The 26,354-nt window shown below is 58.5% G+C and carries 22 protein-coding genes; 13 read left to right on the top strand and 9 right to left on the bottom strand.

The window, feature by feature from the left end; all coding sequences use genetic code 11:
* Positions 1–138 precede the first annotated feature (138 nt).
* A complete protein-coding gene (locus CLV83_RS21345) occupies positions 139–1,503 on the top strand; it encodes a GGDEF domain-containing protein (protein WP_132297679.1) in 1,365 nt (454 codons plus the stop codon).
* Between the two features lie 92 nt (positions 1,504–1,595).
* Here the strand turns inward: CLV83_RS21345 and CLV83_RS21340 are convergent, their stop codons facing one another.
* Positions 1,596–2,897 (bottom strand): SLC13 family permease, encoded by a 1,302-nt coding sequence (locus CLV83_RS21340; RefSeq protein WP_132297676.1) that lies wholly within the window; start codon positions 2,895–2,897, stop codon positions 1,596–1,598.
* 29 nt (positions 2,898–2,926) lie between these two features.
* Entirely contained in the window at positions 2,927–3,760 is an 834-nt protein-coding gene (locus CLV83_RS21335) for an amidohydrolase family protein (protein WP_132297673.1), read from the bottom strand.
* A 189-nt stretch (positions 3,761–3,949) separates the two neighbouring features.
* Between CLV83_RS21335 and CLV83_RS21330 the strand changes: the two genes are divergently transcribed.
* Complete coding sequence (locus tag CLV83_RS21330; protein ID WP_132297670.1) at positions 3,950–4,693, top strand: GntR family transcriptional regulator; 744 nt, start codon at positions 3,950–3,952, stop codon at positions 4,691–4,693.
* 100 nt (positions 4,694–4,793) lie between these two features.
* Here the strand turns inward: CLV83_RS21330 and CLV83_RS21325 are convergent, their stop codons facing one another.
* Positions 4,794–6,059 carry an aromatic ring-hydroxylating oxygenase subunit alpha gene (locus CLV83_RS21325; RefSeq protein WP_132297667.1) on the bottom strand — a complete coding sequence of 422 codons (1,266 nt, stop codon included), beginning with the start codon at positions 6,057–6,059 and terminating at the stop codon, positions 4,794–4,796.
* A gap of 460 nt (positions 6,060–6,519) precedes the next feature.
* Here CLV83_RS21325 and CLV83_RS21320 point away from each other — a divergent pair, with 460 nt between their 5' ends.
* The gene (locus CLV83_RS21320) at positions 6,520–7,647 is read left to right on the top strand and encodes an FAD-binding oxidoreductase (RefSeq protein ID WP_132297664.1); all 1,128 of its coding nucleotides are present in this window, start codon (positions 6,520–6,522) and stop codon (positions 7,645–7,647) included.
* 128 nt (positions 7,648–7,775) lie between these two features.
* Here CLV83_RS21320 and choV read toward each other — a convergent pair whose 3' ends face one another.
* The 6 genes from choV to betI all read right to left on the bottom strand — a co-directional run bounded on the left by choV (position 7,776) and on the right by betI (position 14,850).
* A complete protein-coding gene (gene choV, locus CLV83_RS21315; RefSeq protein WP_132297661.1) occupies positions 7,776–8,984 on the bottom strand; it encodes a choline ABC transporter ATP-binding protein in 1,209 nt (402 codons plus the stop codon).
* A gap of 1 nt (position 8,985) precedes the next feature.
* Positions 8,986–9,831, bottom strand: a complete 846-nt coding sequence (gene choW, locus CLV83_RS21310; protein WP_132297658.1) for a choline ABC transporter permease subunit — start codon at positions 9,829–9,831, stop codon at positions 8,986–8,988.
* A gap of 62 nt (positions 9,832–9,893) precedes the next feature.
* Entirely contained in the window at positions 9,894–10,862 is a 969-nt protein-coding gene (locus CLV83_RS21305; RefSeq protein ID WP_132297655.1) for a choline ABC transporter substrate-binding protein, read from the bottom strand.
* A 140-nt stretch (positions 10,863–11,002) separates the two neighbouring features.
* Positions 11,003–12,706 carry a choline dehydrogenase gene (gene betA, locus CLV83_RS21300; RefSeq protein ID WP_132297652.1) on the bottom strand — a complete coding sequence of 568 codons (1,704 nt, stop codon included), beginning with the start codon at positions 12,704–12,706 and terminating at the stop codon, positions 11,003–11,005.
* A 24-nt stretch (positions 12,707–12,730) separates the two neighbouring features.
* Complete coding sequence (betB, locus tag CLV83_RS21295) at positions 12,731–14,191, bottom strand: betaine-aldehyde dehydrogenase (protein WP_132297648.1); 1,461 nt, start codon at positions 14,189–14,191, stop codon at positions 12,731–12,733.
* Between the two features lie 20 nt (positions 14,192–14,211).
* Entirely contained in the window at positions 14,212–14,850 is a 639-nt protein-coding gene (betI, locus tag CLV83_RS21290; protein ID WP_132297645.1) for a transcriptional regulator BetI, read from the bottom strand.
* A gap of 415 nt (positions 14,851–15,265) precedes the next feature.
* On the opposite strand from betI, the gene CLV83_RS21285 reads away from it, so the two are divergent.
* The 10 genes from CLV83_RS21285 (at position 15,266) to CLV83_RS21240 (ending at position 26,319) form a co-directional block, all read left to right on the top strand.
* Positions 15,266–17,083 carry an SLC13 family permease gene (locus tag CLV83_RS21285; protein ID WP_132297642.1) on the top strand — a complete coding sequence of 606 codons (1,818 nt, stop codon included), beginning with the start codon at positions 15,266–15,268 and terminating at the stop codon, positions 17,081–17,083.
* A 336-nt stretch (positions 17,084–17,419) separates the two neighbouring features.
* Positions 17,420–18,559: a methyl-accepting chemotaxis protein gene (locus CLV83_RS21280; protein WP_132297639.1), complete on the top strand. Its 1,140-nt coding sequence runs from the start codon at positions 17,420–17,422 to the stop codon at positions 18,557–18,559.
* 26 nt (positions 18,560–18,585) lie between these two features.
* Positions 18,586–19,410, top strand: a complete 825-nt coding sequence (locus CLV83_RS21275) for a nitrate- and nitrite sensing domain-containing protein (RefSeq protein WP_165900374.1) — start codon at positions 18,586–18,588, stop codon at positions 19,408–19,410.
* A 282-nt stretch (positions 19,411–19,692) separates the two neighbouring features.
* On the top strand, positions 19,693–20,478 hold the full coding sequence (locus CLV83_RS21270; RefSeq protein WP_132297633.1) for a DeoR/GlpR family DNA-binding transcription regulator: 786 nt from the start codon (positions 19,693–19,695) through the stop codon (positions 20,476–20,478).
* Positions 20,475–21,542 carry an ABC transporter ATP-binding protein gene (locus CLV83_RS21265; protein WP_132297630.1) on the top strand — a complete coding sequence of 356 codons (1,068 nt, stop codon included), beginning with the start codon at positions 20,475–20,477 and terminating at the stop codon, positions 21,540–21,542. The genes CLV83_RS21270 and CLV83_RS21265 overlap by 4 nt, the downstream gene beginning before the upstream one ends.
* The gene (locus CLV83_RS21260) at positions 21,532–22,824 is read left to right on the top strand and encodes an ABC transporter substrate-binding protein (protein WP_132297627.1); all 1,293 of its coding nucleotides are present in this window, start codon (positions 21,532–21,534) and stop codon (positions 22,822–22,824) included. The genes CLV83_RS21265 and CLV83_RS21260 overlap by 11 nt, the downstream gene beginning before the upstream one ends.
* A gap of 107 nt (positions 22,825–22,931) precedes the next feature.
* The gene (locus CLV83_RS21255) at positions 22,932–23,804 is read left to right on the top strand and encodes a carbohydrate ABC transporter permease (protein WP_132297624.1); all 873 of its coding nucleotides are present in this window, start codon (positions 22,932–22,934) and stop codon (positions 23,802–23,804) included.
* Positions 23,805–23,817: 13 nt separating this feature from the next.
* The gene (locus CLV83_RS21250) at positions 23,818–24,627 is read left to right on the top strand and encodes a carbohydrate ABC transporter permease (protein WP_132297621.1); all 810 of its coding nucleotides are present in this window, start codon (positions 23,818–23,820) and stop codon (positions 24,625–24,627) included.
* On the top strand, positions 24,624–25,472 hold the full coding sequence (locus tag CLV83_RS21245; protein WP_132297618.1) for an endonuclease/exonuclease/phosphatase family protein: 849 nt from the start codon (positions 24,624–24,626) through the stop codon (positions 25,470–25,472). The genes CLV83_RS21250 and CLV83_RS21245 overlap by 4 nt, the downstream gene beginning before the upstream one ends.
* A gap of 1 nt (position 25,473) precedes the next feature.
* On the top strand, positions 25,474–26,319 hold the full coding sequence (locus CLV83_RS21240; protein ID WP_132297615.1) for an HAD-IIB family hydrolase: 846 nt from the start codon (positions 25,474–25,476) through the stop codon (positions 26,317–26,319).
* The last annotated feature ends 35 nt before the right edge of the window (positions 26,320–26,354 follow it).

The following is a 26,354-nucleotide window of genomic DNA, read 5'->3' as shown; positions in this document are numbered from 1 at the left end:
GTCGGCATCGATTCCGTAGATGCTCAAAAAATGCATTTTTGCGCGCGGGGACGGTGTAAAAGGCGATTCCCGCTTGAAAAGCGCGGAATAGATATGGCTCTATAGTCAGACATACAGGCGAGAAAAAGACCTGACATAATGAAAAAAACCTTCCCTCTTGTCTTGGCCGTATTCGCTATCGCGCTCATCGGTATTTTTAGTCGCCCCTCCGGTTACCTGGCCGATCTCTGGCCCGCGAATTCCCTGATCCTTGGTTTAATGCTCCGCAACCCCCAGCTTGCTAGAAGCGGCTTCTGGCTCTGGTCGGGGCTGGCGATGGTTGTGGCCGATCTGATAACGGGCAGCAGTGTGATCAAGGCTCTGGTGTTGAACACCGGCAATATCTTCAGCGTGATGGCCGGGTTGATCGTGGCGCGACGCTGGCGGCTGGCGCTGTACCCGGTCAAGGATGTTGTCGATGTGTTGAGTATTGCACCGGTGGCTCTGGCCGCAGCGGTGGCGGCGGGGCTGTTTGGCATGTATGCCAACCCTCTGCTGTTCGATGGCAGTGTCGCTGATGGCTTCACCTACTGGTTAGTCACCGAGTTTGTGAACTATGTCGTTTTTCTGCCGCTGTTTATCGTCGCGCCGGCCTTCAGCGCGCTAAGTAGTGGGGCAATAAAGGCCTGTCTGGCGCGCATGAATCTTCTCAGTCTGCTTCCCGGTGTGTCTGTGATCGCGCTTTGTCTGCTGGCGATGACCATCAGTGGTCCGGGGGTTATTGCCGTTCCGCTGATCGGCTTGCTCTGGTGCGCCTTTGCGTACAGCGTGTTCAGTACCGCGTTGATCACGCTGGTCTACTGTGTCTGGACGCTGATCTCGCTGTCCAACGGCTATATCGATCCGGATCAGCAGATCTCCTACTGGTTGAACGTGATCTCCCTGCGGGTGACTGTGGCGATGGTCGCGCTCGTGCCGATCATTCTGTCCTGCTATATCCACTGCAACCGCTCCCGGCTGCGGGATCTGGAATACGCCTCCAACCATGATGAGCTGACCGGTACGCTGACCCGGCGAGCGCTCTATAACCTGGTGCAGGGTGAGGATGAGCAACCCGAGTCGATGACGCTGTTGATGATCGACCTCGACCATTTCAAGTCAATCAACGATAACCATGGCCATCCGGTCGGTGACAGGGTGTTGAAGCATTTTGTCGAGATAGCACGGCGATGCCTGCGCCCGGATGATGCTTTCTGCCGCATGGGGGGAGAGGAGTTCATGGTCGTGCTGCGTGACTTGCCTGCGGATGGCGCGAATCGGGTGGCGGCGAGAATTCGTGCCTCGTTTGAGGAAAGCCCGTTGATACTGGAGAGCGGTGAGCTGATCGATGCCACGGTCAGTATCGGGGTTGCCGTTAGGTACAGTGATGAGGATGACTTCGATGCCCTGGCCATCAAGGCAGACCGGGCACTTTACGAGGCGAAGCAAAGCGGGCGAAACAGGATTATCCATTTCGCTGACTGAGTTTTTCGTTCTTCAAGGCGATACCCGGCGCTACAAAAAAAGGCCGCTCATAGAGCGGCCAAAGGATGTACAACGACGGTTTACCCCAAATCTTACAGCACGAAGGTGATCGCCAAGTTGTACAACAGTGCCACAGCAAAACCGAGAGGCGCGGCGCGGAACAGCAGTTGCGGGAATAGATCCCTGCGGTTCTCGTCGCTCGGGCAGGCGCCAAGAATAAGGCTGCCGCCGGAAGAGAAGGGCGAAATAGAGGTTGCCTGAGCGCCCACCACGATACAGATAAAGATGATCATCGGATCGATACCCAGGTTCGCGGCGATGGACGGCACGATCGGGAACAGGGCCGGCGTCACCACGCCCAGGGTGCTCGCGAACAGCGACATCAGCGCGCCGACCACGCCGAAGGCGACCGGTACCAGCGCAGACGGGATGTTGGTGCCGATCCAGCTGGACAGCTGATCAATGGCGCCTGCCTTGATGGCGATGGAGATCAGCATACCGACACCACAGATCATGATCAGGGTGCTCCACGGCAGGGACGCGATCGCCTTGCGCTCATCACCCAGTTTCAGCATCAGCGCGAGCACCGAGAAGATGCTGGCCACCAGGCCGATGTTGATCTTGGAGTTGATGAAGGTGATGGTCTCGTTATCTGGCATCAGGATCGCAGAGATCGGCGCCGCCAGCACCAGCAGCATCATCACCAGGGTCAGAGTCAGCGTGGTTTTCTGCTTCGAATCAAACGCACGCGGCTTGTCGATGCTAAAGCCGGATTCTTTCATCGTCTTCGCATGACCGGTCAGGAAGACAAGGCCTGTGATGACCAGCAGAGGAATGACGGCTGTGGAGATAAAGATCCCCAGGGCGTTGATAAAGGCGTCTTCCTCGGAGAAGCCGGCGCCCATCATCAGTGTACGGAAGATGATACCGCTCTGGCTGGAGACGAAGTTCGCACCCGCCAGGGCGCCGTAGTTCACCGACATGGCGCCAACGATCATGCTCATGCCGGTGCGCTGGCAGACCAGCAGCGTCAGCGGCGCCATGAAGGCGAGTACGGTGTAGTAACCGGCGCCGAGGGCAGAGATCAGCGTAGAGCTGAAGAAGATCGCGAACGGCAGAAAATGGGGGAATTTCCGGCAGCTGTAGAGCAGGTGCTCGGAGAGTTTTTCCAGCGTACCGTTGATAATCGCGAAACTGTAGAACAGCGACACCGAGAAGATGATAAAGAAGATCTTCAGCGGCCAGAGTTTGATCACCTCGTTCGGCGACATGCCCATGGCGAAGCAGCCGATCAGGTAAGCGAAAGCGATAGCGAACAGACCAATATTGATCCGCGTTTTGTAGCCCAGTGCGATGGCGAGGACGATAGCCCCCACCACAATCAAGCTCATCATACTTGTAACCCTAAGTTATTGTTTTCGGATCAAACAGTCTGATTGAATCGGAAAAGGTTGATTGCGTTATCGACCAGTATCCGGCGCTGTTCCTGTGCATCGGTTACCAGTGAAGTGAAAAAGGCGAACTGCTCTTTGTAGCTGGTACTGTTCTCGAACTGGGTATTCGGCCAGTCACTGCCCCAGACCAGGCGATCGATACCGCCCATGGTCTTTCTCAGGATCTCCAGCATCTGTCCGGCCTGTTCGAGATCGGCCTCCGCACGATAGGCGGCGGAGAGTTTAATCCACATCTGCTCACTGGCAAAAAGCTCCAGCGATTTGGCGTGGTCGGCGCGCCCTGTATCGATCACGCCACCGGGGCGGCCAAAGTGATCGATCACCACATTCACGCCACTGGCGAGAATGGCGGGCACAAAGGTGTAAAGGTCATCGAAGCCGCGCTGAATCTCCACCTGCCAGTTGAGTTGGGCCAACCGGGAAAACAGGTGTTGCCAGAGCGGTGCGCTGAAATCTTCCAGCTCTTTACCAATCAGGTTCAGGCGGATGCCGACAAAACCCAGGGTATCCAGGCGATCCAGTTCCGCGTCGGAGATCTCCGGGTCAACGACTGCCACTGCACGCAGGCGTTCCGGATATTGGCGCAGAGCCGCTTCAATAAAGCTGTTATCGGTGCCAAGAAAGCTCGGCTGAATCAGGACGCCATGGGACAGTCCGCAGCTATCGATGTTGCTCAGATAGGTCTCGACAAGCGCGTCGTACTCGGGGGCGTAACGACGGTTCGCGGCCAGCGGGAGGTCACGGCAGAAAATATGCGCGTGAGTATCCACCCCTGCAATACTGGGTTTAGTAACGTCATTCATGTAGCGCGGTTACCTCTATATTTTCTTATTCGGCCCGGGTATGACTCCTGAGACTGGGCCTTCTCTATGACATATATTCATATATATGACTGGACGAACATATAGTTCGACCAATAGACTGTCAATAGATATAGACCTCAGGATTTGTCCGGATTAGAGTGTGCTTATGTTGTAAGAAGGACAGCTAAAATGAGTTCAATGCAGTTGGGTCAGGATGAACGCCTGCCTTTATATCAACGTCTTAGAGATGAAATTGCGGCCCGCATTGCGGCTGGAGACTGGTTGCCGGGCGGGGTGATTCCCACTGAAGCGGAGCTGACAAAAACTTACGGCATCGCCACCGGTACCGTGCGCAAAGCGGTGGATGAGCTGGTCAATGACGGTCTGCTGCAGAGACGTCAGGGGCGCGGTACTTTTGTGCGCCGGCCCAATTTCGATAGCTCCTTTATGCGCTTTTTCCGTCAGGAGACGAAAAACAGCGAGGGCGTACGTGAAGTGCCCGAAGGTCGGGTTTTGGCTCTGCGTAGTGAAAAGCCCTCTGGCGATGTGCGCGATGCACTGAGTCTGGCTGCCGGGGAGAAAGTGATCCATATGGAGCGTCAGCGACTGGCTAACGGTCGGGTGCTGTTCCATGAGGATATCTGGTTACCGGAAAGCCGCTTTAGCACGCTGATGACCATCGAACTGTCCGCTTTCGATAATCTGCTCTATCCGTTCTATGAAGAGGTCTGCGAGCAACGGATCGCCAGTGCTCATGAGGAGCTGGTTGTCGATGTCGCTGACGAAAAAGTGGCGGGGCAGCTTTGCATCAGTGCCGGTCAGCCGATTGTGGTGATCGAGCGTCTGGCCAGTGGCTATGACAAGACTCCGCTGGAGTACCGTATCTCCAGAGGCTCTGCCGATACCTTCCGTTATCAGATCGATATCGCCTGACGCGATCTGGATCTCAACGCTGTTTAAGGGCGTTATCCAGAACGCAAACGCCAGATAGAAAAAAGGCTGCCAGATGGCAGCCTTTTTCATTGGAACTTGCTTACTTCTCGAGGTTCTTCAGGGCGGTATCGGTGTACCAGTCCATGAAGTTGATGACGCCGAACTCATAAGTCTTGGAGTACGGGCCCGGCTGGTAGCCGATAGAGTTGATGCCGCGCTGGTTTTCTTCGCCCAGGATGCGGTCCTGGTCGTTGGTGGCATCCCAAACCTGGCGCAGGCGCTCAGGGTTGTAATCCACGCCTTCAACGGCATCTTTGTGCACGAACCACTTGGTGGTGACCATGGACTCCTGTGCGGAGATCGGCAGCACACGGAAGACGATGAAGTGATCGCTCTGCATGTGGTTCCAAGAGTTCGGCAGGTGCAGGATACGCATGGAGCCGAGCTGACGGTTCTTGATGCGGCCCAGCAGCTTGTCGCACGCCTGATCGCCATCGATGGTCATTACCTGGGTGCCTTCCTTGAGCGGCATACGGACGATACGGTTACGTACGCCGAAGCTCTTGTGCTCGTGCGGGATACCTTCAGCGTCCCACTCAGCCGCCTGACGGGCGTAGTGATCCAGGAAGTCCTGCGGAGCGCGCGGGTCGTTGGTGTCGTCCCACTCCAGGATGGTGTTCAGCAGTTCCGGGTGGCTGCCCGCACAGTGGTAGCACTCGCGGTTGTTTTCCAGAACCAGCTTCCAGTTGGCCTTTTCGTACATGTTGGATTCAACGGCCAGCTTGGTGTTCTCAACGTCGTACGGTTCCATGTACTCGTCGAGAGTTGCCAGGAACTCGTCGAAGTCACCTTCCGGCTCTTCTTTGCCCAGGCAGATGTAGATGAAACCACCGCCGACTTTGCAGTGAGCCTTTTTCAGGCCGTGCTGCTTCATATCGAAACCTTCGCCCATTTCGGTACCGGCGAACAGCAGGTTACCTTTCAGGTCGTAGGTCCACTGGTGGTAAGGGCAAACCAGGTTGGCGACCTTGCCACGGTGTTCGGTGCAAACACGCGAGCCGCGGTGGCGGCAGGTGTTGTGGAATGCATTCACGCTGCCATCAGCGTCACGTACGATCAGAACAGGGTTCTGGCCGATTTCAACAGTGAAGTAATCGCCCTTGGAGGGGATCTCGCTGGTCATACCAACGAACAGCCACTCTTTCTGGAAGATCTCTTCCATATCCAGGCGGAACATATGGGGGTCGTTGTAGAGAGGAGCCGGCAGTGAATAGTCACGGCGGCGCTCTTTGAGCATACCGGTCATCTCTTCCCGAGCCTGGTCCAGGCTCGCGTAGCTGAGGTTAAGCAGATCGTTCTGGTTCATCAGTACTGTATCTCGATCATAACAGTTGGGTTGCATGCCGCCTTGCGGCCCTCGTTAACGACCCAATACCCGGTTCTCCGTGGTGTTCAGGTGTCTGAGGGCAATCCTGCCTTTGTGTAGGGTTATTCAATATTCTGTTCACGACACCAACCCGTTCTATTTGAGACTAGGGGTGGTCAAAAAGGCCCCAAATGGTGTTTTTAAGACAATTCCACGTCGCGAATAAGTAAGTTATAAAATGTGCTTGAAATGACAATTCGCACTACACGAGATCCAGAGGGAGATCGTGAGCAAACCTATGGCATTTCAGGCTTCCAGTCGGGTAGATTCGGTCGCCGAAAAAAGTTGCAAGTCGGCCATCGTCAACCACACTGAAGTGTGGTCCAAGCCGGGCTGAGACGCCATAAATTTGTTCACCTTCTTTCTCTAAACCCAACACCCAATTTTGGAAGTGCCAGCCATGAACAACCCGAGCATTTCAATCGTCAACAGCGACGCATTCGTTCCGGTAACAACCCAGACCTGGAGCAACGGTCGTCACGCTGTGCGCTGCGTTAAGGTGATCCAGGAAACCTGGGACGTCGCCACTTACTGTTTCATGGCCGAGCAGCCGGTTATGTTCTTCTTCAAACCGGGCCAGTTTGTGACCCTGGAACTTGAGATCGAAGGCGAGCAGGTGTTCCGCTCCTACACCATCTCCAGCTCCCCGTCGGTGCCGTACAGCTTCTCCATCACCGTGAAGCGTCAGCCGGGCGGTCTGGTATCCAACTGGCTGCACGACAACATGGTTGAAGGTTACGAGCTGGCCGTTCACGGTCCGGTCGGTGCTTTCAACAGCATCGACTTTCCGTCGAACAAGGTTCTGTTCCTCTCTGGTGGTGTAGGTATCACCCCGGTGATGTCCATGACCCGTTGGGCGTTTGATACCAACACAGATGTCGATATGGTCTTTGTGCACAGTGCGCGTACCCCACGTGACATCATTTTCCATCGCGAGCTGGAAACCATCTCCTCGCGTATCTCCAACTTCGATCTGCACCTGATCTGTGAGAAGGTCGAGCCGGGTCAGTCCTGGGCCGGTTACCGCGGCTTCCTGGATCGCATCAAGCTGGACATGATCGCGCCGGACTTCATGGAGCGTGAAGTGTTCTGCTGCGGCCCGACGCCGTACATGAAAGCCGTGAAGCGGATGCTGCAGGATGCAGGCTTTGATATGGCGCGCTACCACGAGGAAGCCTTCGGTGCGACGCCGGAAGCGGTGGAAGAGCAGGCGGTAGAAGATGCCGAGCAGGCAGCGGAAGATCTGGATGCAATCGCAGCCAGCGACATGTTCAATGTCGAGTTCGCGAAAACCGGCAAAAGCGTCCGTATCGCTCCGGGGGAAACCGTTCACGCGGCGGCGGCCAAGCTGGGTCTGCATATACCGAAAGCCTGCGGTATGGGTATCTGCGGTACCTGTAAGGTGAAACGTGTCGAAGGTGACATCGAAATGTCTCACAACGGCGGTATCACCGATGAAGACGTGGCAGAAGGTTACTTCCTGTCCTGCTGCAGCATCCCGACCGGCGACGTGGTTGTAGAGTATTAATTTACAATACCGGTAAGGGCGTTGGTGGCTGTTCGCGCCGATAGCCTCAGAAAACCGGGTTAAAGAAAAGGCCGATCCATCGCTGGATCGGCCTTTTTTCGTTGTGTGGACGCTGGCGCTAGGGCAACTCAGGCAGCATCCGCTTCGCTGTTGGAATCCTGGGTGAAATGTTTGCCCAGCAGTGCATGGTAGAAGTCGCGATCGGAGAGCATGCCGACCACCTTGTTATCCTCCGCCAGCAGTACCGGCTGGCCGCTGCGGTAGCGCAGCTCGATGGCGTTACGCATGGAGACTTCCGGCGTGGTGACCATCAGCATGTTTTCAGCCACCTTATCCAGACTTTCTGACTCGTTCCAGGGAGTCACGGCCAGGGCAACTTCGCCCCGTGTTGCGCTGATCGGACGGCCTGATTCCAGTTGAACCTGGCTGTTTTCACGGGCGTTCAGCGTCAGACTGTTGTTGCTCAGTGCCATGTCAGACACATCGGTCATCAGTGAGCGGCCACGCAGCACGTTCAACGGATTGGTGTGGGCGACAAAGTCCTCCACGTAGGCGTTGCTCGGGTTGAGTACGATATCTTCCGGCTTGCCGTGCTGGATGATCCGTGCCGATTCCATGATGGCGATATGGCTGCCGATCTTTAGCGCTTCGTCCAGATCGTGACTGACGAAGAGGATGGTCTTTTTCATCCGCTCCTGCAGTTCGATCAGTTCATCCTGCAGTTGGGCGCGGATCAGCGGATCCAGTGCCGAGAAAGGTTCATCCATCAGCAGGATATCGCTGTCCATGGTAAAGGCGCGGGCCAGACCGACACGCTGCTGCATGCCGCCGGAGAGTTCATGGGGAAATTTATCCTGCCACTCTGACAGACCGACCATTTCCAGCTTTTCCAGGGCGCGGCGACGGCGCTCTTTCTTGCCGACATTCTGCATCTCCAGGCCAAAGGCCACGTTGTCCACCACGCTGAGCCAGGGCATCAGCGCGAACTTCTGGAACACCATGGAGATCCGCTTGCTGCGCAGGTGGCGCAGGGTCTGGGCGTTGCAGTTGGCCAGGTCGACCCTGGCATCGCCATCCTGAACCTCCAGGCTGCCACGGGAAACCTGGTTAAGGCCGTTAACGGCACGCAGCAGGCTGGATTTGCCGGAACCGGACAATCCCATCAGTACGCAGATCTCGCCTTCGTTAACGCTCAGAGATGCGCCCTGGACACCAACCACATCGCCGGTTTTTTCCAGGATCTCCTGGCGTGACAGGCCCTGGTCGATCAGGCTCAGTGTCTGTGCCTGGTTGTTGCCGAACACCACGTCGAGGTCTTTTATTTCTACGGCGGCCATATTAAATCTCCTCCTTGCTGCCCGGTTTCTTGCAGATGCGGTCGAGAATGATCGCCACCAGAACGATGGCCAGACCCGCTTCAAAGCCCTGAGAGATGTTCACGGTGTTGAGGGCACGAATCACCGGTTTGCCCAGGCCGTCGGCGCCCACCAGGGCGGCGATCACCACCATCGACAGCGACAGCATGATGCACTGGGTAACACCGGCCATGATGCTTGGCATCGCAGCCGGCAGTTCCACCTTGTACAGCAGCTTGGAGTTGCTGGCACCAAACGCCTTGCCGGCTTCGAGCAGCTCTTCCGGTACCCGGCTGATGCCGAGATAGGTGAGGCGGATCGGTGCGGCGATGGCGAAAATGATGGTGGAGATCAGGCCCGGCACGACGCCAAGACCGAACAGTACCAGGGTCGGGATCAGGTAGACGAAGGTGGGGATCGTCTGCATCAAATCCAGAATCGGACGCAGCAGGGTGTACACCCAGCGCTTGTGCGCCGCCAGAATCCCCACCGGGATACCGATCAGTACCGACAGGGAGGTGGCGGTGAGCACCAGGACCAGGGTTTGCACCATCTCGGTCCAGTAACCCATATTGAGGATCAGCAGCAGCGCTGCAACGGTAAAGATCGTCAGCGACAGTTTGCGATGCAGCGCCCAGGCCATGGCTGCCACCAGGGCGATCAGTGCCCAGGAGGGAAACCAGAGGAAGACGTCTACCAGCGACAGGATTACCCACTCCAGAGAGATGGCGATGGCGTCAAAAAAGCCCGCCGCGTTCCAGGTCAGCCAGTCGACAAAGGCTTCCATCCAGTCGCCCAGCGGCAGTTTATGGTCGGTTAACCAATCCATTCAAAAGTACCTTTCTTGTTTCTTTTAACAATCGCGATGACAACAGTGATAAACAGCAGCGATCAAATTTCCAGGTGCGCTTTTACCGCGGCAAGGCCGGCTTCGCCGTCCAGGGTGGTGACGCCGTCAAGCCAGGTATCGAGCACTTCCGGGTTCTGCTGCAGCCAGGCTTTGGCGGCGTCGCTGGGCTGTTCCTTGTCATCGAGGATTGCGCCCATCACCTCGTTTTCCATCTGCAGGCTGAAGCTCAGGTTGTTCAGCAGGGTGCCCACGTTCGGGCAGGCGTCGGTGTAGCCCTGGCGCACGTTGGTGTGCACGGTGGCGCCACCGTAGTTGGGGCCGAACCAGTCATCACCGCCATCAAGGTACGCCAGCTCGAAGTTGGCGTTCATCGGGTGCGGCTCCCAGCCGAGGAAAACGATCCAGTTATCGCGGCGCACGGCGCGTTTAACCTGGGACATCATGCCCGCTTCGCTGGACTCGACGATCTGAAACTCGCCCAGTTCGAAGGCGTTTTCGTCGATCATCTCCTGGATCAGGCGGTTACCGTCGTTACCCGGCTCGATACCGTAGATGCGGCCGTTGAACTCATCGGCGTGCGCTGCGATATCGGCAAAGGAGTGAACGCCGGCATCGTAAACGTACTGTGGCACGGCCAGGGTGTATTTGGCGCCTTCCAGGTTGGCACGCAGGCTTTCCACCGTGCCGTTATCACGGTATTTGGCGATGTCGCCTTCCATGGTCGGCATCCAGTTGCCGAGGAATACATCGATATCGCCGTTGGCCATGGAGCTGTAAGTCACCGGTACTGAAAGTAGCTGGGTTTCGGTTTCATAGCCGAGCCCCTCCAGCACTTCGCTGGTAATGGCGGTGGTGGCGGTGATGTCGGTCCAGCCGACGTCAGAAAATCGCACGGTGCTGCACTGGTCCGCGGCATAGACGGCTGTTGCACTCAGGCTCAGCAGCGCGGCGCTGCCGATCGCTGTGACTAGCTTGGTGTTTGTCCTGGTGTTTTTTCTGGTAAGGGTCATTAGGTCGTACTCCTCGGTTACTGGTGGTACTTCATGGGCACTGCCAGTCACCGCCTGGTCAGCCGGGCAAGCACGGCTCGACTGAGCAGGCGGAAGATCACTGTCTGACTCCGGTGCCCGGAGCCAGCACTGGCTTATCTCTATTTATGTAATGGGCGTTTTGCCGTTTCCGGGCGTTGGCGGCTTTGCCATTGTGGATCGACCCAGAACTCGGCGTCGCTGGCGGTTTCCGGGGTTTTGCCCAGTATCAGATCGGCGGCACGTTCCGCGACCATGATCGTAGGGGCGTTCAGGTTGCCGTTGGTGATCGTCGGGAAGATCGACGAATCAACAACGCGCAGATTCTTAATGCCGCGCACGCGGCACTCGGGATCGACCACCGCCATCGGGTCATCCTTGGCGCCCATGCGGCAGCTGCAGGAGGGGTGGTAAGCGCTCTCCACGTTGGCGCGCACCCAGGCGTCGATCTCCTCGTCGCTCTGTACGCTGGCTCCTGGCTGGATCTCCTCGCCGCGGAACTCATCCAGTGCCGGCTGGTTAAGAATCTCGCGGGTCAGGCGGATGGTGTCGCGCCAGTCCTGTACGTCCTGTTCGGTGCTGATGTAGTTGAACAGGATGCGCGGCGCGATTTTCGGGTCCGGGCTCTCGATCCAGACGCGACCCCGGCTCTCCGGCTTGTTGGGGCCCACATGCACCTGGAAACCGTGGCCGTTAAACGCGGCCTGGCCGTCATAACGCATGGCGGCAGGCAGGAAGTGGTACTGGATATTCGGCCACTTCAGACCGGCGCGGGAGCGGATAAAACCGCAGGACTCGAAATGGTTGGTGGCGCCCAAACCTGATTTGAACAGGATCCACTGCGCGCCGATCAGCCCTTTGCTGATCAGGCCGAGCTTGGAGTTCAGCGTGATCGGTTTGTCGCAGCGGTACTGAAAGTAAACTTCCAGGTGATCCTGCAGATTCTCGCCGACGCCGGGAAGCTCATGTTCCAGTTCAACACCGGCGTTGAGCAGTACGTCTGACGGACCGATGCCGGACAACTGCAGCAGGTGCGGTGAACCGATAGAACCGGCGGACAGGATCACCTCGCGGCGGGCGAACGCCTGGTCGATCTTGCCGTGGCTTTCAAACTCGACCCCTTCGGCCTTGCCACTTTCAAGCAGGATCTTGCGTGACAAAATGCCGGTGCGAAGCGTCAGGTTGCTCCGCTTGCGGGCGCGATCCAGATAGGCACGGCTTGTGGAAGCACGCACGCCGCCGTCCACGGTCATATGCATGGGGCCGAAACCCTCCTGCTGGTAACCGTTGTAGTCGGCGGTCTGAGGGTAGCCCGCTTCCTGACCGGCATCGATAAACGCCTGGTAGAGCGGGTTCAGCGACATCTCGTTGCCGTTGTTGGTGCCCACCGGGCCCTGGCCGCCACGGTATTTATCCCCTTGGCTGCCGCCAGCGCTCCAGTGCTCGGCGCGCTTGAAGTAGGGCAGGCAATTGGCGTAGTCCCAGCCTTCGGCGCCCTGCTGTGCCCACTGTTCAAAGTCGCAGGCGTGACCGCGCACGTAGACCATGCCGTTGATGGAGGAGCCGCCGCCAAGCACCTTGCCGCGGGGGCAGTGAAGCTGGCGGCCATCCAGTCCAGGTTCCGGATCCGATTCAAACTGCCAGGCGAACTTCGGCATGTTCATCGGGTAGGAGAGGGCGGTGGGCATGCGGATCAGAATGTTGTTATCCGAACCACCGGCCTCCAGCAGCAGCACGCTGTGCTCGCCGCTTTCGGTTAATCGGTCCGCCAGCACGCAGCCTGCTGAGCCTGCGCCGACGATGATGTAATCGAATGTCTGTTTCATAGGCTTAAACCGTATCTATCCCGATCAGGCGTAGGGGGATTCGACGTCACCGAGCTCCACGAACACCGATTTGGTCTGGGTGTAGGCGGCCAGGGTCTCGATGCCGTTCTCGCGGCCAACGCCGGATTGCTTGTAACCGCCCACCGGCATTTCGGCGGGGGAGGCGCCCCAGGTGTTGATCCAGCAGATGCCGGCCTGGAGTTTGGCGATAACGCGGTGCGCGCGGGACAGATCTTTGGTGAACAGGCCCGCGGCAAGACCGTAATCGGTATCGTTGGCGCGGTTGATCACCTCCTCTTCGGAGGAGAACTTCAGCACCGACATCACCGGTCCGAAGATCTCTTCGCGCACCTGGGGCATATCGTCGCTGCAATCGGCAAACACGGTCGGAGCGACAAAGTAACCCTTGTCGAGACCGTTTTCGGTGACCCGCTCGCCACCGCAGACCAGTCGGGCGCCGGCGGTCTTGGCAGCATCGATAAAGCCCATCACCTTGCCGAGGTGTTCCTCGGAGATCAGCGCGCCGATCTGAGTGTTCGGGTTCTGCGGGTCGCCGACAACGAGTTTGGCGGTGCGCTCGGCGAGCTGCTCGAGGAAAGCGTCATAGATCGATTCATGCACGAACACGCGGGTGCCGTGGGTGCAGACTTCGCCCTGGGTGTAGAAGTTGGCCATCATGGCGCCGGAGACCGCGTTTCTGAGGTCCGCATCGTCAAAGACAACCAGCGGTGACTTGCCGCCCAGCTCCATGGTGACATCCTTCAGGCTCTGGGCGCTGGCACCCATCACCTTCTTGCCGGTGCCGCATTCGCCGGTGAAAGAGACCTTGGCGATCTCCGGGTGTCCGGTGAGCATCTGGCCGACGCGGGCATCGCCCTGTACCACGTTGAATACGCCATCGGGCACGCCCGCCTCGGTGTAGATCTCCGCCAGTGTCAGGGCGGTCAGCGGGGTTTCTTCCGAGGGCTTGAAGATCATTGCGTTGCCGGCGGCGAGGCAAGGGCCGGATTTCCACATGGCGATCTGAATCGGGTAGTTCCAGGCGCCGATACCGGCACAGACACCCAGCGGCTCGCGGCGGGTATAGAAGAAATTGGTACCGCCCAGATCCTGATGCTCGCCACCCAGGCTGGCCGCGAGGCCCGCGTAGTATTCGACTACATCGGCGCCGGTGACCACGTCCACTTCCCGTGCTTCCTGCATCGGTTTGCCGGTATCCAGTACTTCCAGGTCGGCCAGTTCATCGTTGCGTTCGCGCAGGATCTGCACCGCGCGCATCAGGATGCGGCCACGCTCAGCACCGGACATGGCGCCCCAGATCGCCTGGCCCTCTTGGGCGGAAGCAACGGCGGCATCCACATCGGCTGCGCTTGCCTGCTGCACATCGGCGAGTAGTTCGCCGGTGGCCGGGTTGCGTGTCGGAAAGGTCTCTCCGGAGCTGGCTTCACGGTGTTGGCCGTGGATGTAAAGGGTCTGTTGCTGCATCGGTTTGTACTCTTTGTTAATCAGGTGTTCGCTGTGCGGCGATTCGCGCCAAGGCGCTGGTGGAGCTCAAAAAGTTCGGGCGGGAGCTGGCGCTCCAGATAGTCGTAGATCGTCGCCACCGCCAGATCTGCGTTAATTCCCTCGGGATGGAGCGCGCCGCGCAGCCAGATCCCGTCGATCAGTGCCGCAATCGCCTTGGCGACAAAATCGGCGCGTTCGGCGGGCAGGGCGCGTTTCAGTTCTCGCTTCAAATGCGACAGCAGACGTTTCTCATTCACCCGCTGCAGTCGGAACAGCTTGTCGTGGTGCATCGCATGCGCCCAGAAGGCGAGCCAGGTTTTCACCACGCTGGAATCCAGCTGGCGCGGATCGAAGTTGCCGCGCACGATTGCCTGGATACGGCCCACCACATCATCGGGATGGGTTTGCGCCATCTGTTCCTGTACACCGATCGACAGATCCTGGAGTACCGAGCGCATGGTCGCCTCGATTAGTCCGTCCTTGCCGCCGAAGTAGTGGTTGATGATGCCGGGCGATACATTTGCCGTGCGGCCAATCAGCGCCACGCTGGCTCCATGGAAGCCCACTTCATCAATCACCTGCATGGTGGCCTTGATCAGCTGAGGCTTACGTACCTTGTCCATTCCCACTTTGGGCATAAGCGATCCGACGTAATTTTTATTGATTGAACGTTTAATTAAAAAATACGCACTTCGAAGGAGATGTCAAAGGTGATGCATGGGGTAAAAATGATAAATTATCTATCGTCTTTCAAATTGCGGCTAAAATCGCCAAATGTGCAGAAATAGTTTGATGATAAAAGTCGATTAAATATGTTGTGATGCGAAATAAATGGGTGCTTTTTCGGTGCGATCTGGTTGGTTTTTGCCCATATTTGGGGCGATTGCTTCGTGCTACGAAAGAATGTATCTCTGTTGATACGCTGTTTCTGACCCCGCCGGCTTGGGTTAGGATCGGTCAACCCCTGGTTATCAATGACCGGGTTCTCAATCAGTCACCATTCATCCGGCGGCGCAAACCTGAACCGGATGTTGTCCAGGTCAGGATCAGGGAATGACGTCAGAGATAGGCTTCGTCTTCGCAGTACTCGGAATCACCATTGCACTCTTTGTCAGCGACAAGCTGCGCATGGACCTTGTCGCGCTGATGGTGGTGGCGGTGCTGGCCGTTTCCGGAATCGTCACGCCGGCTGAAGCCGTGTCCGGTTTTGGTAACCCCACCGTGGTGATGATTGCCGCGCTGTTTGTGGTCGGTGAAGGGCTGTTCCGCACCGGCGTCGCGGCCGCTGCCGGTAATTGGCTGCTAAAGGTTGGTGGCAGCAGTGAAGTGCGGTTGCTCTGTTTTCTATTGCCGGTGGTGGCGCTGCTTTCGGCATTTATGAGCTCCACCGGCGCCGTGGCGCTATTGATCCCCGTGGTGCTGAGCATGGCGCGACGCTCAGGTATGCAGCCTTCCAAGTTGATGATGCCGCTGGCATTCGCCGCCCTGATCGGCGGTATGCTGACCCTGATCGGCACGCCACCCAATATCGTCGTCAGTGGTGCGCTGAAGGAAGCGGGGCTTGAGCCGTTTGGCTTCTTTGAATTCACTCCGATCGGTGCTGCTGTTCTGCTGGCCGGTGCTCTCTACCTGATTACGCTGGGACGCCGGCTGTTGCCCCAGCGGGATGTGGAGCAGCAGCCCGACAGCTGTGATGTGCCCGGTATGATGGCGAGCTACGGCGTCAGCGGTCAGCTGCACAAGCTGGTGGTACAGCCATTGAGTCAACTGGCGGATAAAACCGTGGTAGAGGCCGCGCTGCGCTCCGAGCATCGTGTGACCCTGGTGGGTATCCGCCGCTCGGGTTCCCTGCTCTCCAGCATTCTGCCGGTGCTGGCCAACACCCGGCTGGCGGTTAGGGACGAACTCTGGGTTTACGGTCAGGAGAGCGATATCGAACGGCTCTGCCTCAGCCATCGGCTGACCCATTATGGCTCGCCGGCCAAAGAGATCAGCCGAATGGGGCGTGAGTTCGGCGTGGCCGAAGTGATGCTGCCGCCGGGTACGCCGCTGCAGGGTCGCAGCATAAAAGAGGGCGCTTTCCGTGAGCGTTACGGCCTCAGCGTGATCGGTCTGCGGCGCCGCTGCGATCCGCTGGAAACCGACTATCGCGAAACCCGAATGGAGGGTGGCGATACCCTGCTGCTGGCCGGCAGCTGGGAGCGGATACGGGCGCTGGAAGGGCGGCGCGACCTGGTGCTGCTGCAGACCCCGGCAGAGCTGGGTGAGATTCCGGTGCATGGCAGCCGGGCACCGGTAGCCTTGCTGGTATTGGCGGCGATGCTGGTCTGTATGACTGCAGGCTGGCTGCCGGCGCTGACTACCGTTTTACTGGCGGCCCTGGCGATGATACTGACCGGCTGCGTTAGCCTGCCGGAAGCGCTGCGCTCGTTGAACGCCACCAGTCTTATACTGATTGCCGGCATGTTGCCGCTGGCGCTGGCGATGGAGAAGAGCGGGGCGCTGGCGTTTGTAGTCGAGCACCTGGTGAACTGGCTCGGTGGGGCCTCGCCGCTGTTGCTCAGTACCGGGCTGTTCCTGCTGACCTCGGTACTGAGCCAGTTTATCTCCAACACCGCAACGACGGTGCTGATTGCACCCATAGCTCTGACCGCCGCGCAGCTACTTGGTGTGAACCCGGAACCGTTGATGATGACCGTGGCTATTGCCGCTTCCACCGCTTTTGCGACGCCGATCGCATCGCCGGTTAACACCCTGGTACTGTCACCGGGTAACTACCGTTTCTCCGATTTCGCCCGGGTCGGCATTCCGCTTCAGCTATTGGCGTTGGGCATTACCCTGGTTATGACGCCACTGCTGTTCCCGTTTTAACCTCTTGGCTAAAGGGTCAGCAGAGCGTTGAGATGCTTGCAAAAAAGCACTTTTTGCGAGCATCGGCTGGCACCGTGTCGGTGCAAAAATTGGGTCTGAGTTGCTGTTTCTTGCCCCCTTGGCCTGTTGTTCCTGGTGACTCACGTTAGTTATTAATGAGTTAACCAAAGCTGGAACGTGGTTTGCTCATATTTCTTAGAGCGTTTTCATAGAACGTCTTCAAAGCGTTTTTTTGTAGACAGTCAAATTATTCCAGGCAAAGAAGCCTTCGGGAGATCACCGGCGCACGGCGCGGCAGATCTTTCGAAGGCTTTTTTATTTTTGAGAGGGAGCTTCATGGGCGGGTTAACCTATCCGGCTTTTTTGCTACTGCATCTGGTCGGCCTCAGGGGGGTGGTCTGGCTGGTGGTGCTATTTGCGCTGCTGGGGTTGAGTTGCAACCAGCTGGCGCTATTACCGGCAGCGGCTTCAGTGCTGTTCAGCCTATCAGCCTACCTGAGCGTGGCGGTGCTCTGGCAGATGTCCCGCGAGATTCGCAGTCTGCTTGATCAGTGTGAAGCGCGCGCTGATCTGTCGGTGCGCAGTGTTGCGCCGGGTGCTGACTGCCTGTTGTTGCAGCCTTTGGGGCTCTGCATTCAGCGCTTGTTGAGCCGTTCGCAGAGAGCGCATCAGGGGCTGCAACAGCGACTGGATGAGATCTCTCACTCCTCCCATGAACTGGAGCAGAGCGCCGTCAGGGTGACCCGCAGTGCCGAGCGACAGAACGATGCGGCAGGGACCGCCTCCGCGGCGGTGGAAGAACTGAATGTGGGGCTGCACGAGGTGGCGGAGTTGGCGGATGCATCCCGGCAGAGCAGTGGCGAAGCCAGCGAGCAACTGGAACAGGGCGTTGCAGAGCTTAAAACGCTGATTGAGCGGATCGCTGCCATGGCCTCCCAGGCCGCCAGTACCAGTCAGTTGATGCAGGAGTTGCGTGAGAACTCCCGCAGCATCAACGATATGTCGGTGGTGATTCACGATATAGCCGACCAGACCAATCTGTTGGCGCTCAACGCGGCCATCGAGGCGGCCCGCGCCGGCGAGACCGGTCGAGGCTTTGCCGTGGTGGCGGATGAGGTCCGGCGCCTGGCGATGCATTGCCAGGAGTCTGCCTCCGGTATCGCCACTAATATCGATACTGTGCAGCAGCATATTGAGGCGGTAGAGCAGCGCATGTCAGATCTGTCGCAGAGGGCGGAGCAGAGCCTGTCCGGTTCAAACGATGTGAGGATGCTACTGGAGCAGGTTCAGGCGCGAACCTCAGACCTGACCCACCGGGTGATACAGGTGGCGGTCAGCACCGAACAGCAGAGTCAGGCGGTGGCGGAAATTGCCGCGCTGACCGAGCAGGTCTCCCGGGGTAACAGCGAAAATCTCAGCGCCGCCGATCAGGCCCGCGCTATCTCTCACCACCTTGCACAGCTTACGGAGTCATAACCATGTACGGCTTAGACACAGTATTCGTGAGCGAAATACTTCTGCTCGCACTGCCTTTGGTTTTTGTTCTGCTGGTCGCGTTGCATCTTCGTCTCAGGGGGCGTCGCAGACGGCACCTGCACGGCAACATCGAGCAACTGCAGGTGCTGCGTGCGCTTTTAGCCGATCTGCAGCGTCACCGCGGGCTGAGTAACGGTCTGCTCTGTGGCGATAAAAGCTTGCGCCAGGAGGTCACCAGTATCTGCGACCGCCTGGATAGAAGTATCAGCAATGCGAAAACTCTCGGCAGCACTCATGCCGACACCTGGCAGTCTCTGGCCCGCCAGTGGCAGGAGGCACGCAAGATTCAGGGGCGTGATCCGTCGGTGAACCTGATAGCGCACAACAGGATCATTAGCGATACCATCTTTTTGATTGAAGATATCTACGCGGAGAAGGATCTTAGTGCCGATCACGCAGAGCTGGGTTACCTGGTCTGCATCTGGCATGAGGTGGTCCAGACTGCCGAATGGAGCGGGCAGGCGCGTGCCCTGGGGACGGGTATCGCCGCTAGGCGGCAGAGCAGTGCTGATCAGCGTGTGCGTCTGCGCTTCCTGCATCAGAAGATTACCGAACTCTCCGACCTGGCCTTCGAGCACCTGGCGCAGCGCTTTTCCGATAAGCGCAAGCTCGACGCCTGTCGCGAGGCGGTTAAGGGGTTGCTGGCCAGCCTGGAGCGCGAACTGCTGACGACCGATAAACCCAGCATAGAGGCCAAACAGTATTTCGATCAGGCTACCTGCGCCATTAACGAGCTGTTCGGGTTGGTGGATTGCGCGCTGCTGGATCTGAAGCGGGTTCACGGCGCGTGAAACCGGAACACACAGGCTGGGGCTCCAGTGCGTAGCCCCAGCGGAAATCCCTCTGTCCACTTCAGCGTTTATATCAACGCACCTCTTACAGCCCACCTATCACAATCCACCTGTACCCTGGCCGCGCTCAATGGTGCGTCTCATGACCGAAACTCTTTCGAAATAAAAGCTTAGCGTTTCTGTCATCCGCGCGTTGCCGCACTGTCATCAATCGTCCCGATAATTTCGTTCGAAGCTAAATCGCACTGCTGAGCAGTAGTAATAAGGTTCGAACGAAACTCAATGAGCTTATCTGAACGACAAAACCGCATCCTGGCCTTTCTTAACCAGGCGGGCGGTAACCTTACCAGCACCGAGCTGACCGATGCTTTCGATGTTTCGGTACAGACGATCCGCAAGGACCTCAACGAGCTGAGTAACCAGGGATTGGTACAACGGGTTCACGGCGGTATCACGCTGCCGCGGCAGAACCGCAACCTCTCGTTCAGCAACCGCCAGGTGATCAACCTGGATGCCAAGCGCTCCATCGCCCAGGCGGTGGCCGATCGCCTGCCGGAAGGAGCGTCGGTGTTTCTTGGCATCGGTACCACGCCGCAGCAGGTGGCGCAGGCGCTGCTGGGTCATCCCGGCCTGCAGGTGGTGACCAATAACCTCAACGTGGCGCTGACCCTGTGCCGCAATCCCAATATCGAAACCCTGATCGCCGGTGGCCGAATCCGCCCCTCGGACCAGGATGTGATGGGGGAGGACACCACCCGTTTTCTGCGCCGTTTCCAGGTCAACTTCGGCATTTTTGGCATCGGCGGCCTGTCGGAAAACGGCGAGTTGATGGACTTCTCGCTGGAGGAGTCCCACCTGTCGCGGGCGATTCTCGATTGCAGCGACCAGCGCGTGCTGGTGGCTGACAGCAGCAAATATCTGCGCAGTGCCCCGATCCGCACCGGCCTTCTCGATGAGGTGGATCTGTTCGTGACCGATCACCTGCCGGATCCGGTGGAGGCGCTGCTGCGTGACAAGCACACGGAGGTGATCTGTACCTCCGGCCATGAAACAGGAGAGAGCGCATGAGCCAGTTGCAGGTTCAGGGGCTTTGCAAGGCCTGGGGCGAATCCCGGGCGGTCAGTGAGCTTAACTTTTCCATCGAACCGGGCGAGTTCGTGGCGCTATTGGGGCCGTCCGGTTGCGGTAAATCCACCACGCTGAAAATGATCGCCGGGCTCGAAGAGCCAACCTCCGGGGTTATCAGTCTTAACGACAGGGACATTACGCATCTGGCGCCGGGCAAACGCGGGCTGGCGATGGTGTTTCAGTCCTATGCGTTGTTCCCACACCTGAGCGTGGCCGAGAACATTCTGTTTGGTCTCAAGGCACGCCGCGTGGCGGCCGATGAGTGCCAGCGCCGCCTGAAGCAGGTGGCAGAGCTGGTGGATCTGGGTGCGCACCTGAACAAAAAGCCGGGGCAGCTCTCCGGCGGTCAGTGTCAGCGTGTGGCGCTGGCGCGGGCGATCGTCGCGGAAGCACCGCTCTGCCTGATGGATGAGCCGCTCTCGAATCTCGATGCCAAACTGCGCAACGAGATGCGTGCCGAGCTGCGCGCTTTGCAGCAGCGACTGGGGATGACTGTGCTCTATGTGACCCACGACCAGGTCGAGGCGATGAGCATGGCGGATCGTATATTGCTGCTCAACAAGGGCGAACTGGCCCAGGAAGGCACCCCCGAAGCGTTGTACAACCGGCCCGAAAACACCTTTGTGGCGCGCTTTATCGGTAACCCGCCGATGAACCTGATAGAGCAGGGCGTTACGTTGCTTGGCGTACGGCCGGAACATGTCTATACCGCTGAGCAGGGCATGAGTGCGCGTGTCGCCGGCTGCGATTACCACGGCGCCGATACCATTATCGATGCGCAGCTGCCGGAGTTCGGCAACCAGATCGTCAAGCTGCGCAAGCCCGGCCATCAGGTGCTGCCGATCGGTATGGAGCTGAAACTCGGCTGGCAGCCGGAGCATGAGCACCGCTTCGACAAGGCGAGCGGGCAGCGTCTCGATTCCTCTTTAGCGTCACCCTCAACCAAACCATCAAGCTCTTCTTTAAATAACCCCTCCAAAACGGAGTCTTCCCATGTTGGATAAAGGCAAGCTGCATAAAGGCAAGCGACTGCTGGCTATCGCTGTTACTTCACTGGCGGCTACTGCGGCCCAGGCCCAGACCGAACTGACCATGTACTACCCGGTATCGGTGGGCGGCCCGCTGACACAGGTAGTGGACGGCATGATCGAGCAGTTTGAGCAGCAGAACCCGGATATCGACGTCAACGCCATCTACGCCGGTAACTACAACGATGCTCGTATGAAAGCGCTGGCGGCGTTGAAGAGCGGCGAACCGGCGCAGCTGTCGGTGATGTTCTCCATCGACGTGCATGAGCTGAAAGACCTGGATGCCATCGTCTCCTTCGACGACGTGGTGGAGACCGATGAGGAGCGTCAGTGGCTGGACAGCTTTTACCCGGCATTGATGGAGAACGGCAAAGTGGATGGCACCACCTGGGGCATCCCGTTCCAGCGCTCCACTATCGTCATGTACTACAACAAGGATATGTTCCGCGAAGTGGGGCTGGACCCGGAACATCCGCCGAAGAACTGGGACGAACTGGCCGCGATGGGTCAGAAACTGGTGAAGAAAGATGCCGACGGCAATGTGGAGCGCTGGGGCGCGATGATTCCGTCCACCGGTTATCCGTACTGGATGTTTGGCGCGCTGGCCAAGCAGAACGGCGCGGATCTGATGAATAGCGCCGGTAACGAGACTTACTTCAACAAGCCGGAGATGGTTGAGGCGCTACAGTACTGGAAAGACCTGGGCAGCAAATACAACGTGATGCCGGAAGGCACCATCGAGTGGGGCACCCTGCGTCAGAACTTCCTGGAAGGCAAAACCGCCATGATGTGGCACTCCACCGGCAACCTGACCGCCGTTAAGAACGCCGCCGATTTCGACTTCGGCGTCGCTTTCCTGCCGGCCCACAAAAACTTCGGTTCACCCACCGGTGGCGGCAACTTCTACCTGTTCAAGGATGCCACCCCGGATGAGCGTCGTGCGGCACTGAAACTGGTGCGCTTTATGACCTCACCGGAGCAGGCGGCTCTGTGGAGCAAGGACACCGGTTACATGGGTGTGAGCCCGGCAGCCTATGAAACCGACATCCTCAAACAGTACGTATCGGAGTTCCCGCCGGCAGCGGTGGCCCGCGACCAGCTGGAGTACGCCACTGCAGAGTTGTCGACTCACCAGTCCGGCCGTGTCCGCAAACTGCTGGATGATGCGATCCAGTCCGTACTGAACGGTCAGGCTGAGCCGCAGGAGGCGCTGGATTCTGCCCAGAACCAGGCGAAACGCATCCTGTCCCGCTACTGATCCAAAACCAGGCCGTGGCACCTCGCACGTATTAAGAGCAGGTGCCACGGCTTTGCATTGCGGGTCCGGTATTACGGGCCTGGCCGATCCATTTCAAGGCAATAGAGATGAAACGACTGTCATGGCTGCACGCCTGGCTGATGCTGCTTCCTGCGCTAGCCATGCTGATGGCATTCACCCATATCCCTGCGCTGACCACCATCTGGCATTCGCTGTTTTACCCGGCACGGGGGAGCGAACCGGAGGAGTTCGCCGGGCTCGATAATTACCGCATGATGCTGGATGACGATGTCTTCTGGCAGGCGCTGAGCAACAACCTCTGGTATGCGCTGGTGACCGTGCCGGCTTCTATGGTGCTGGCGCTGGCGATGGCGCTCTGGGTAAACGGCAAGATTCGTGGACGCGGTGCGCTGCGCCTGGCGTACTTTACGCCGACCATGCTGCCGATGATCGCCGTGGCGAATATCTGGCTGTTTTTTTACAGCCCCGAGATCGGCCTGTTCAACAAGGTACTGGGCTGGTTTGGCGTCGCCGGGATCAACTGGCTGGGCGATACCGACTGGGCGCTGCCAAGCCTGATGTTGATGACCATCTGGAAAGAGGCGGGCTTCTTTATGATTTTCTATCTGGCGGCGCTGCAGGCGCTGGATCGTGATATCTACGATGCCGCCGCGCTGGAAGGTGCCAGCCGCTGGTACCGCTTTCGCCGCCTGACGCTGCCGCTGCTGATGCCGACCACGTTGTTTGTGCTGGTCAACGCCGTGCTCAACGCGTTCAAGCTGGTGGACCACCTGTTCATCCTGACCAAAGGCGGCCCCAACAACGCCAGCAACCTGCTGCTCTATTACATCTACGAAAATGCGTTCAGCTTCTTCGACGCCAACTACGCGGCCACGCTGACCGTGGTGCTGCTGGCGATGCTGATCCTACTGGCGCTGCTGCAGTTCGGCGTGCTCGAACGCCGTATCCACTATCGTTAAGGGCGAACAGATCATGGCTCGCTTTACTCACGCTTTATCGACTTCCGCCGCCTGGCTGCTCGGGCTGCTCTGGATTTTGCCGCTGCTTTACGCCTTCTGGGCGGCGACGCACCCGGCGGAATACGCTACCCGGTTCGATCTGTTTGCACCGCTGACTGGGGAGCACTTTGTTACCGCCTGGAACCAGGCGCCGTTTATGCGCTATATGCTCAACACGGTGATCATCACCGGGCTGATCCTTACCTTTCAGCTGATCCTCTGCACCCTGGCCGGCTATGCCCTGGCGCGGATGCCGTTTCGCGGTCGCGGGCTGGTGTTTGCCCTGGTACTGCTACAACTGATGGTGATGCCGGAGATCCTGATCGTTGAGAACTACCGCACCCTGTCGATGATCGACCTGATCGATACCCACATCGGTGTGGGCCTGCCCTATATGGCCAGTGCCTTCGGTATCTTCCTGCTGCGCCAGACCTTCAAAACCGTACCCCAGGAGCTGGAAGACGCCGCCCGCCTGGAAGGCTGCTCCCGCCTGGGCGTGCTCTGGAAGGTCTACGTGCCGCTGGCCAAGCCGACCTATCTTGCTTACGGCCTTGTATCGATCAGTCACCACTGGAACAACTTCCTCTGGCCGCTGGTGGTGACCAACACCGAAAGCAGCCGGCCGCTGACCGTGGGCATGGCGATCTTCGGTGCGCCGGAATCCGGCGTGGACTGGCCGGTAATCTGTGCCGGCACGCTGATCGCCATCGGCCCGCTGCTGGCGATCTTCCTGCTGTTCCAGCGCCGCTTTGTGCAGTCGTTCATGTATGCGGGGCTGAAATGATGAACCAGCCGATACGGATACTCAGCTGGAATATCCAGAGCGGTCGCGGCTGCGATGGAGTGATCGATATTCAGCGTATCAGTGACTACCTCAAGCAGCAGGGCGAGCTGGATGTTATCTGTCTGCAGGAGATCGCGCGCTATTTCCCCGAGTACACGGCAGCGGGCCAGCGGGATCAGTTGCAGGCGTTGATCGAGGCTTTTCCCGATCACACTCCGGTTTGGGGCGCGGCGCTCAGCTGGCCAGGGGAGACCGAAGATACGAGGCGCGAGTTCGGCAACCTGACGCTGACCCGTCTGCCGTTGCTTGATTCGCGCGTGCACGTGCTGCCGGGCATTGCCGCAGATTCAGTGGGCAATGAGCTGCGCACGCCCCGTTGCGCCGTGGAAACGCTGCTTGAATGCGGAGGCGCGCCTTTGCGTATTCTGAATACGCACCTGGCGTTTCATGATCGCGCCGAACGAATGGGACAACTCGATTATCTCAACCGCGTTCACCAGGTGGCACGAATAGAGCAGGAGCGCCAGAGCGCAAGGGCGGCCGGTATTTTTGCCGCTCCTTTTATCACTGGGCGCACGCTGATCTGCGGCGATTTGAACCTGGACTCCCGCTCCGATCATTACGGCTGGATCAGCGAACAGGGCTGGCGTGATGCCTGGCGTAGCTTGAGCCCTGAGTCTGACCATGCGCCCACCTGTGGCATTTTCGACAGCGCGCAATGGCCAGAAGGGCCGCACTGCCGCGATTACTTCTGGCTGCAGAATGTAGATGCCCTCGATCTCTACGTTGATACCGCCACCGATCTTTCCGATCACCAGCCTTTGATACTGACTCTGGAACCCTGATATGCCCGTAAACCGTTCAACCCTGCCAAGCCCCTTGCCGGCGCAGCTGGAGCATTCCGTGCGTTACCTGTTTACCGATGTGGACGATACCCTGACCTGGGAAGGGCGACTGCCCGCTGCAACCTTTAATGCGCTGGAACAGCTGCAAAAGGCCGGTGTTCAGGTGATTCCCGTTACGGGTGCCTGCGCCGGCTGGTGCGACTGTATTGTCAGAACCTGGCCCGTGGCGGCGGTCATCGGTGAGAACGGTGCCTTCTGGATGCAAAAGGACAGCAACGGCCATGTGCAGCGCCGCTATATGCAGTCGCAGGAGGAGCGTACAGCCAACAGGGCGCGCCTGCTGGAGGTGCAGGAGGAGCTGCTCGCTGAGCTGGGTTTTGCGCGGATGACCGTCGATCAGACCTACCGCGAAACCGATATAGCCTTCGATGTGGGACAGGAGCAGAACCTGACATCACAGCAGCGTCATCTGTTGCTGAACCTCCTGCATCAGTCCGGCGTTCAGGCGCGGCTGAGCTCCATCCATATCAACGCCTGGCTCGGCGATTACGACAAGGCCAGCACCGCGATGGCCTGGCTGGAGCAGGAGTCTGTTCAGCAGGGTCGGTTGATAGCCGAGCAGGAGGTGGCGTTTATCGGCGATTCCGGTAACGACGTGGCGATGTTCGAACAGTTCAGCAACACCGTGGGCGTGGCCAACATCCAGCCGTTTCTGGAGAGCCTGAGCCACAAACCCAGGTTTATCACCAGCGCGAACGGTGGCTTCGGCTTTGTGGAGCTGGCCGAGCGGATTTTGGCGCAACCGACTTTGCTGGAAAGTGAAGCCTGTGATGCGGGCGTGGCCTGATCATTACATGAAAAGAAAACGGGCCTGTCGTTACC

The sequence above is a fragment of the Marinobacterium mangrovicola genome, from assembly GCF_004339595.1.
Classification (GTDB): domain Bacteria; phylum Pseudomonadota; class Gammaproteobacteria; order Pseudomonadales; family Balneatricaceae; genus Marinobacterium_D; species Marinobacterium_D mangrovicola.
This window is presented reverse-complemented; position numbering and strand designations above follow the sequence as displayed.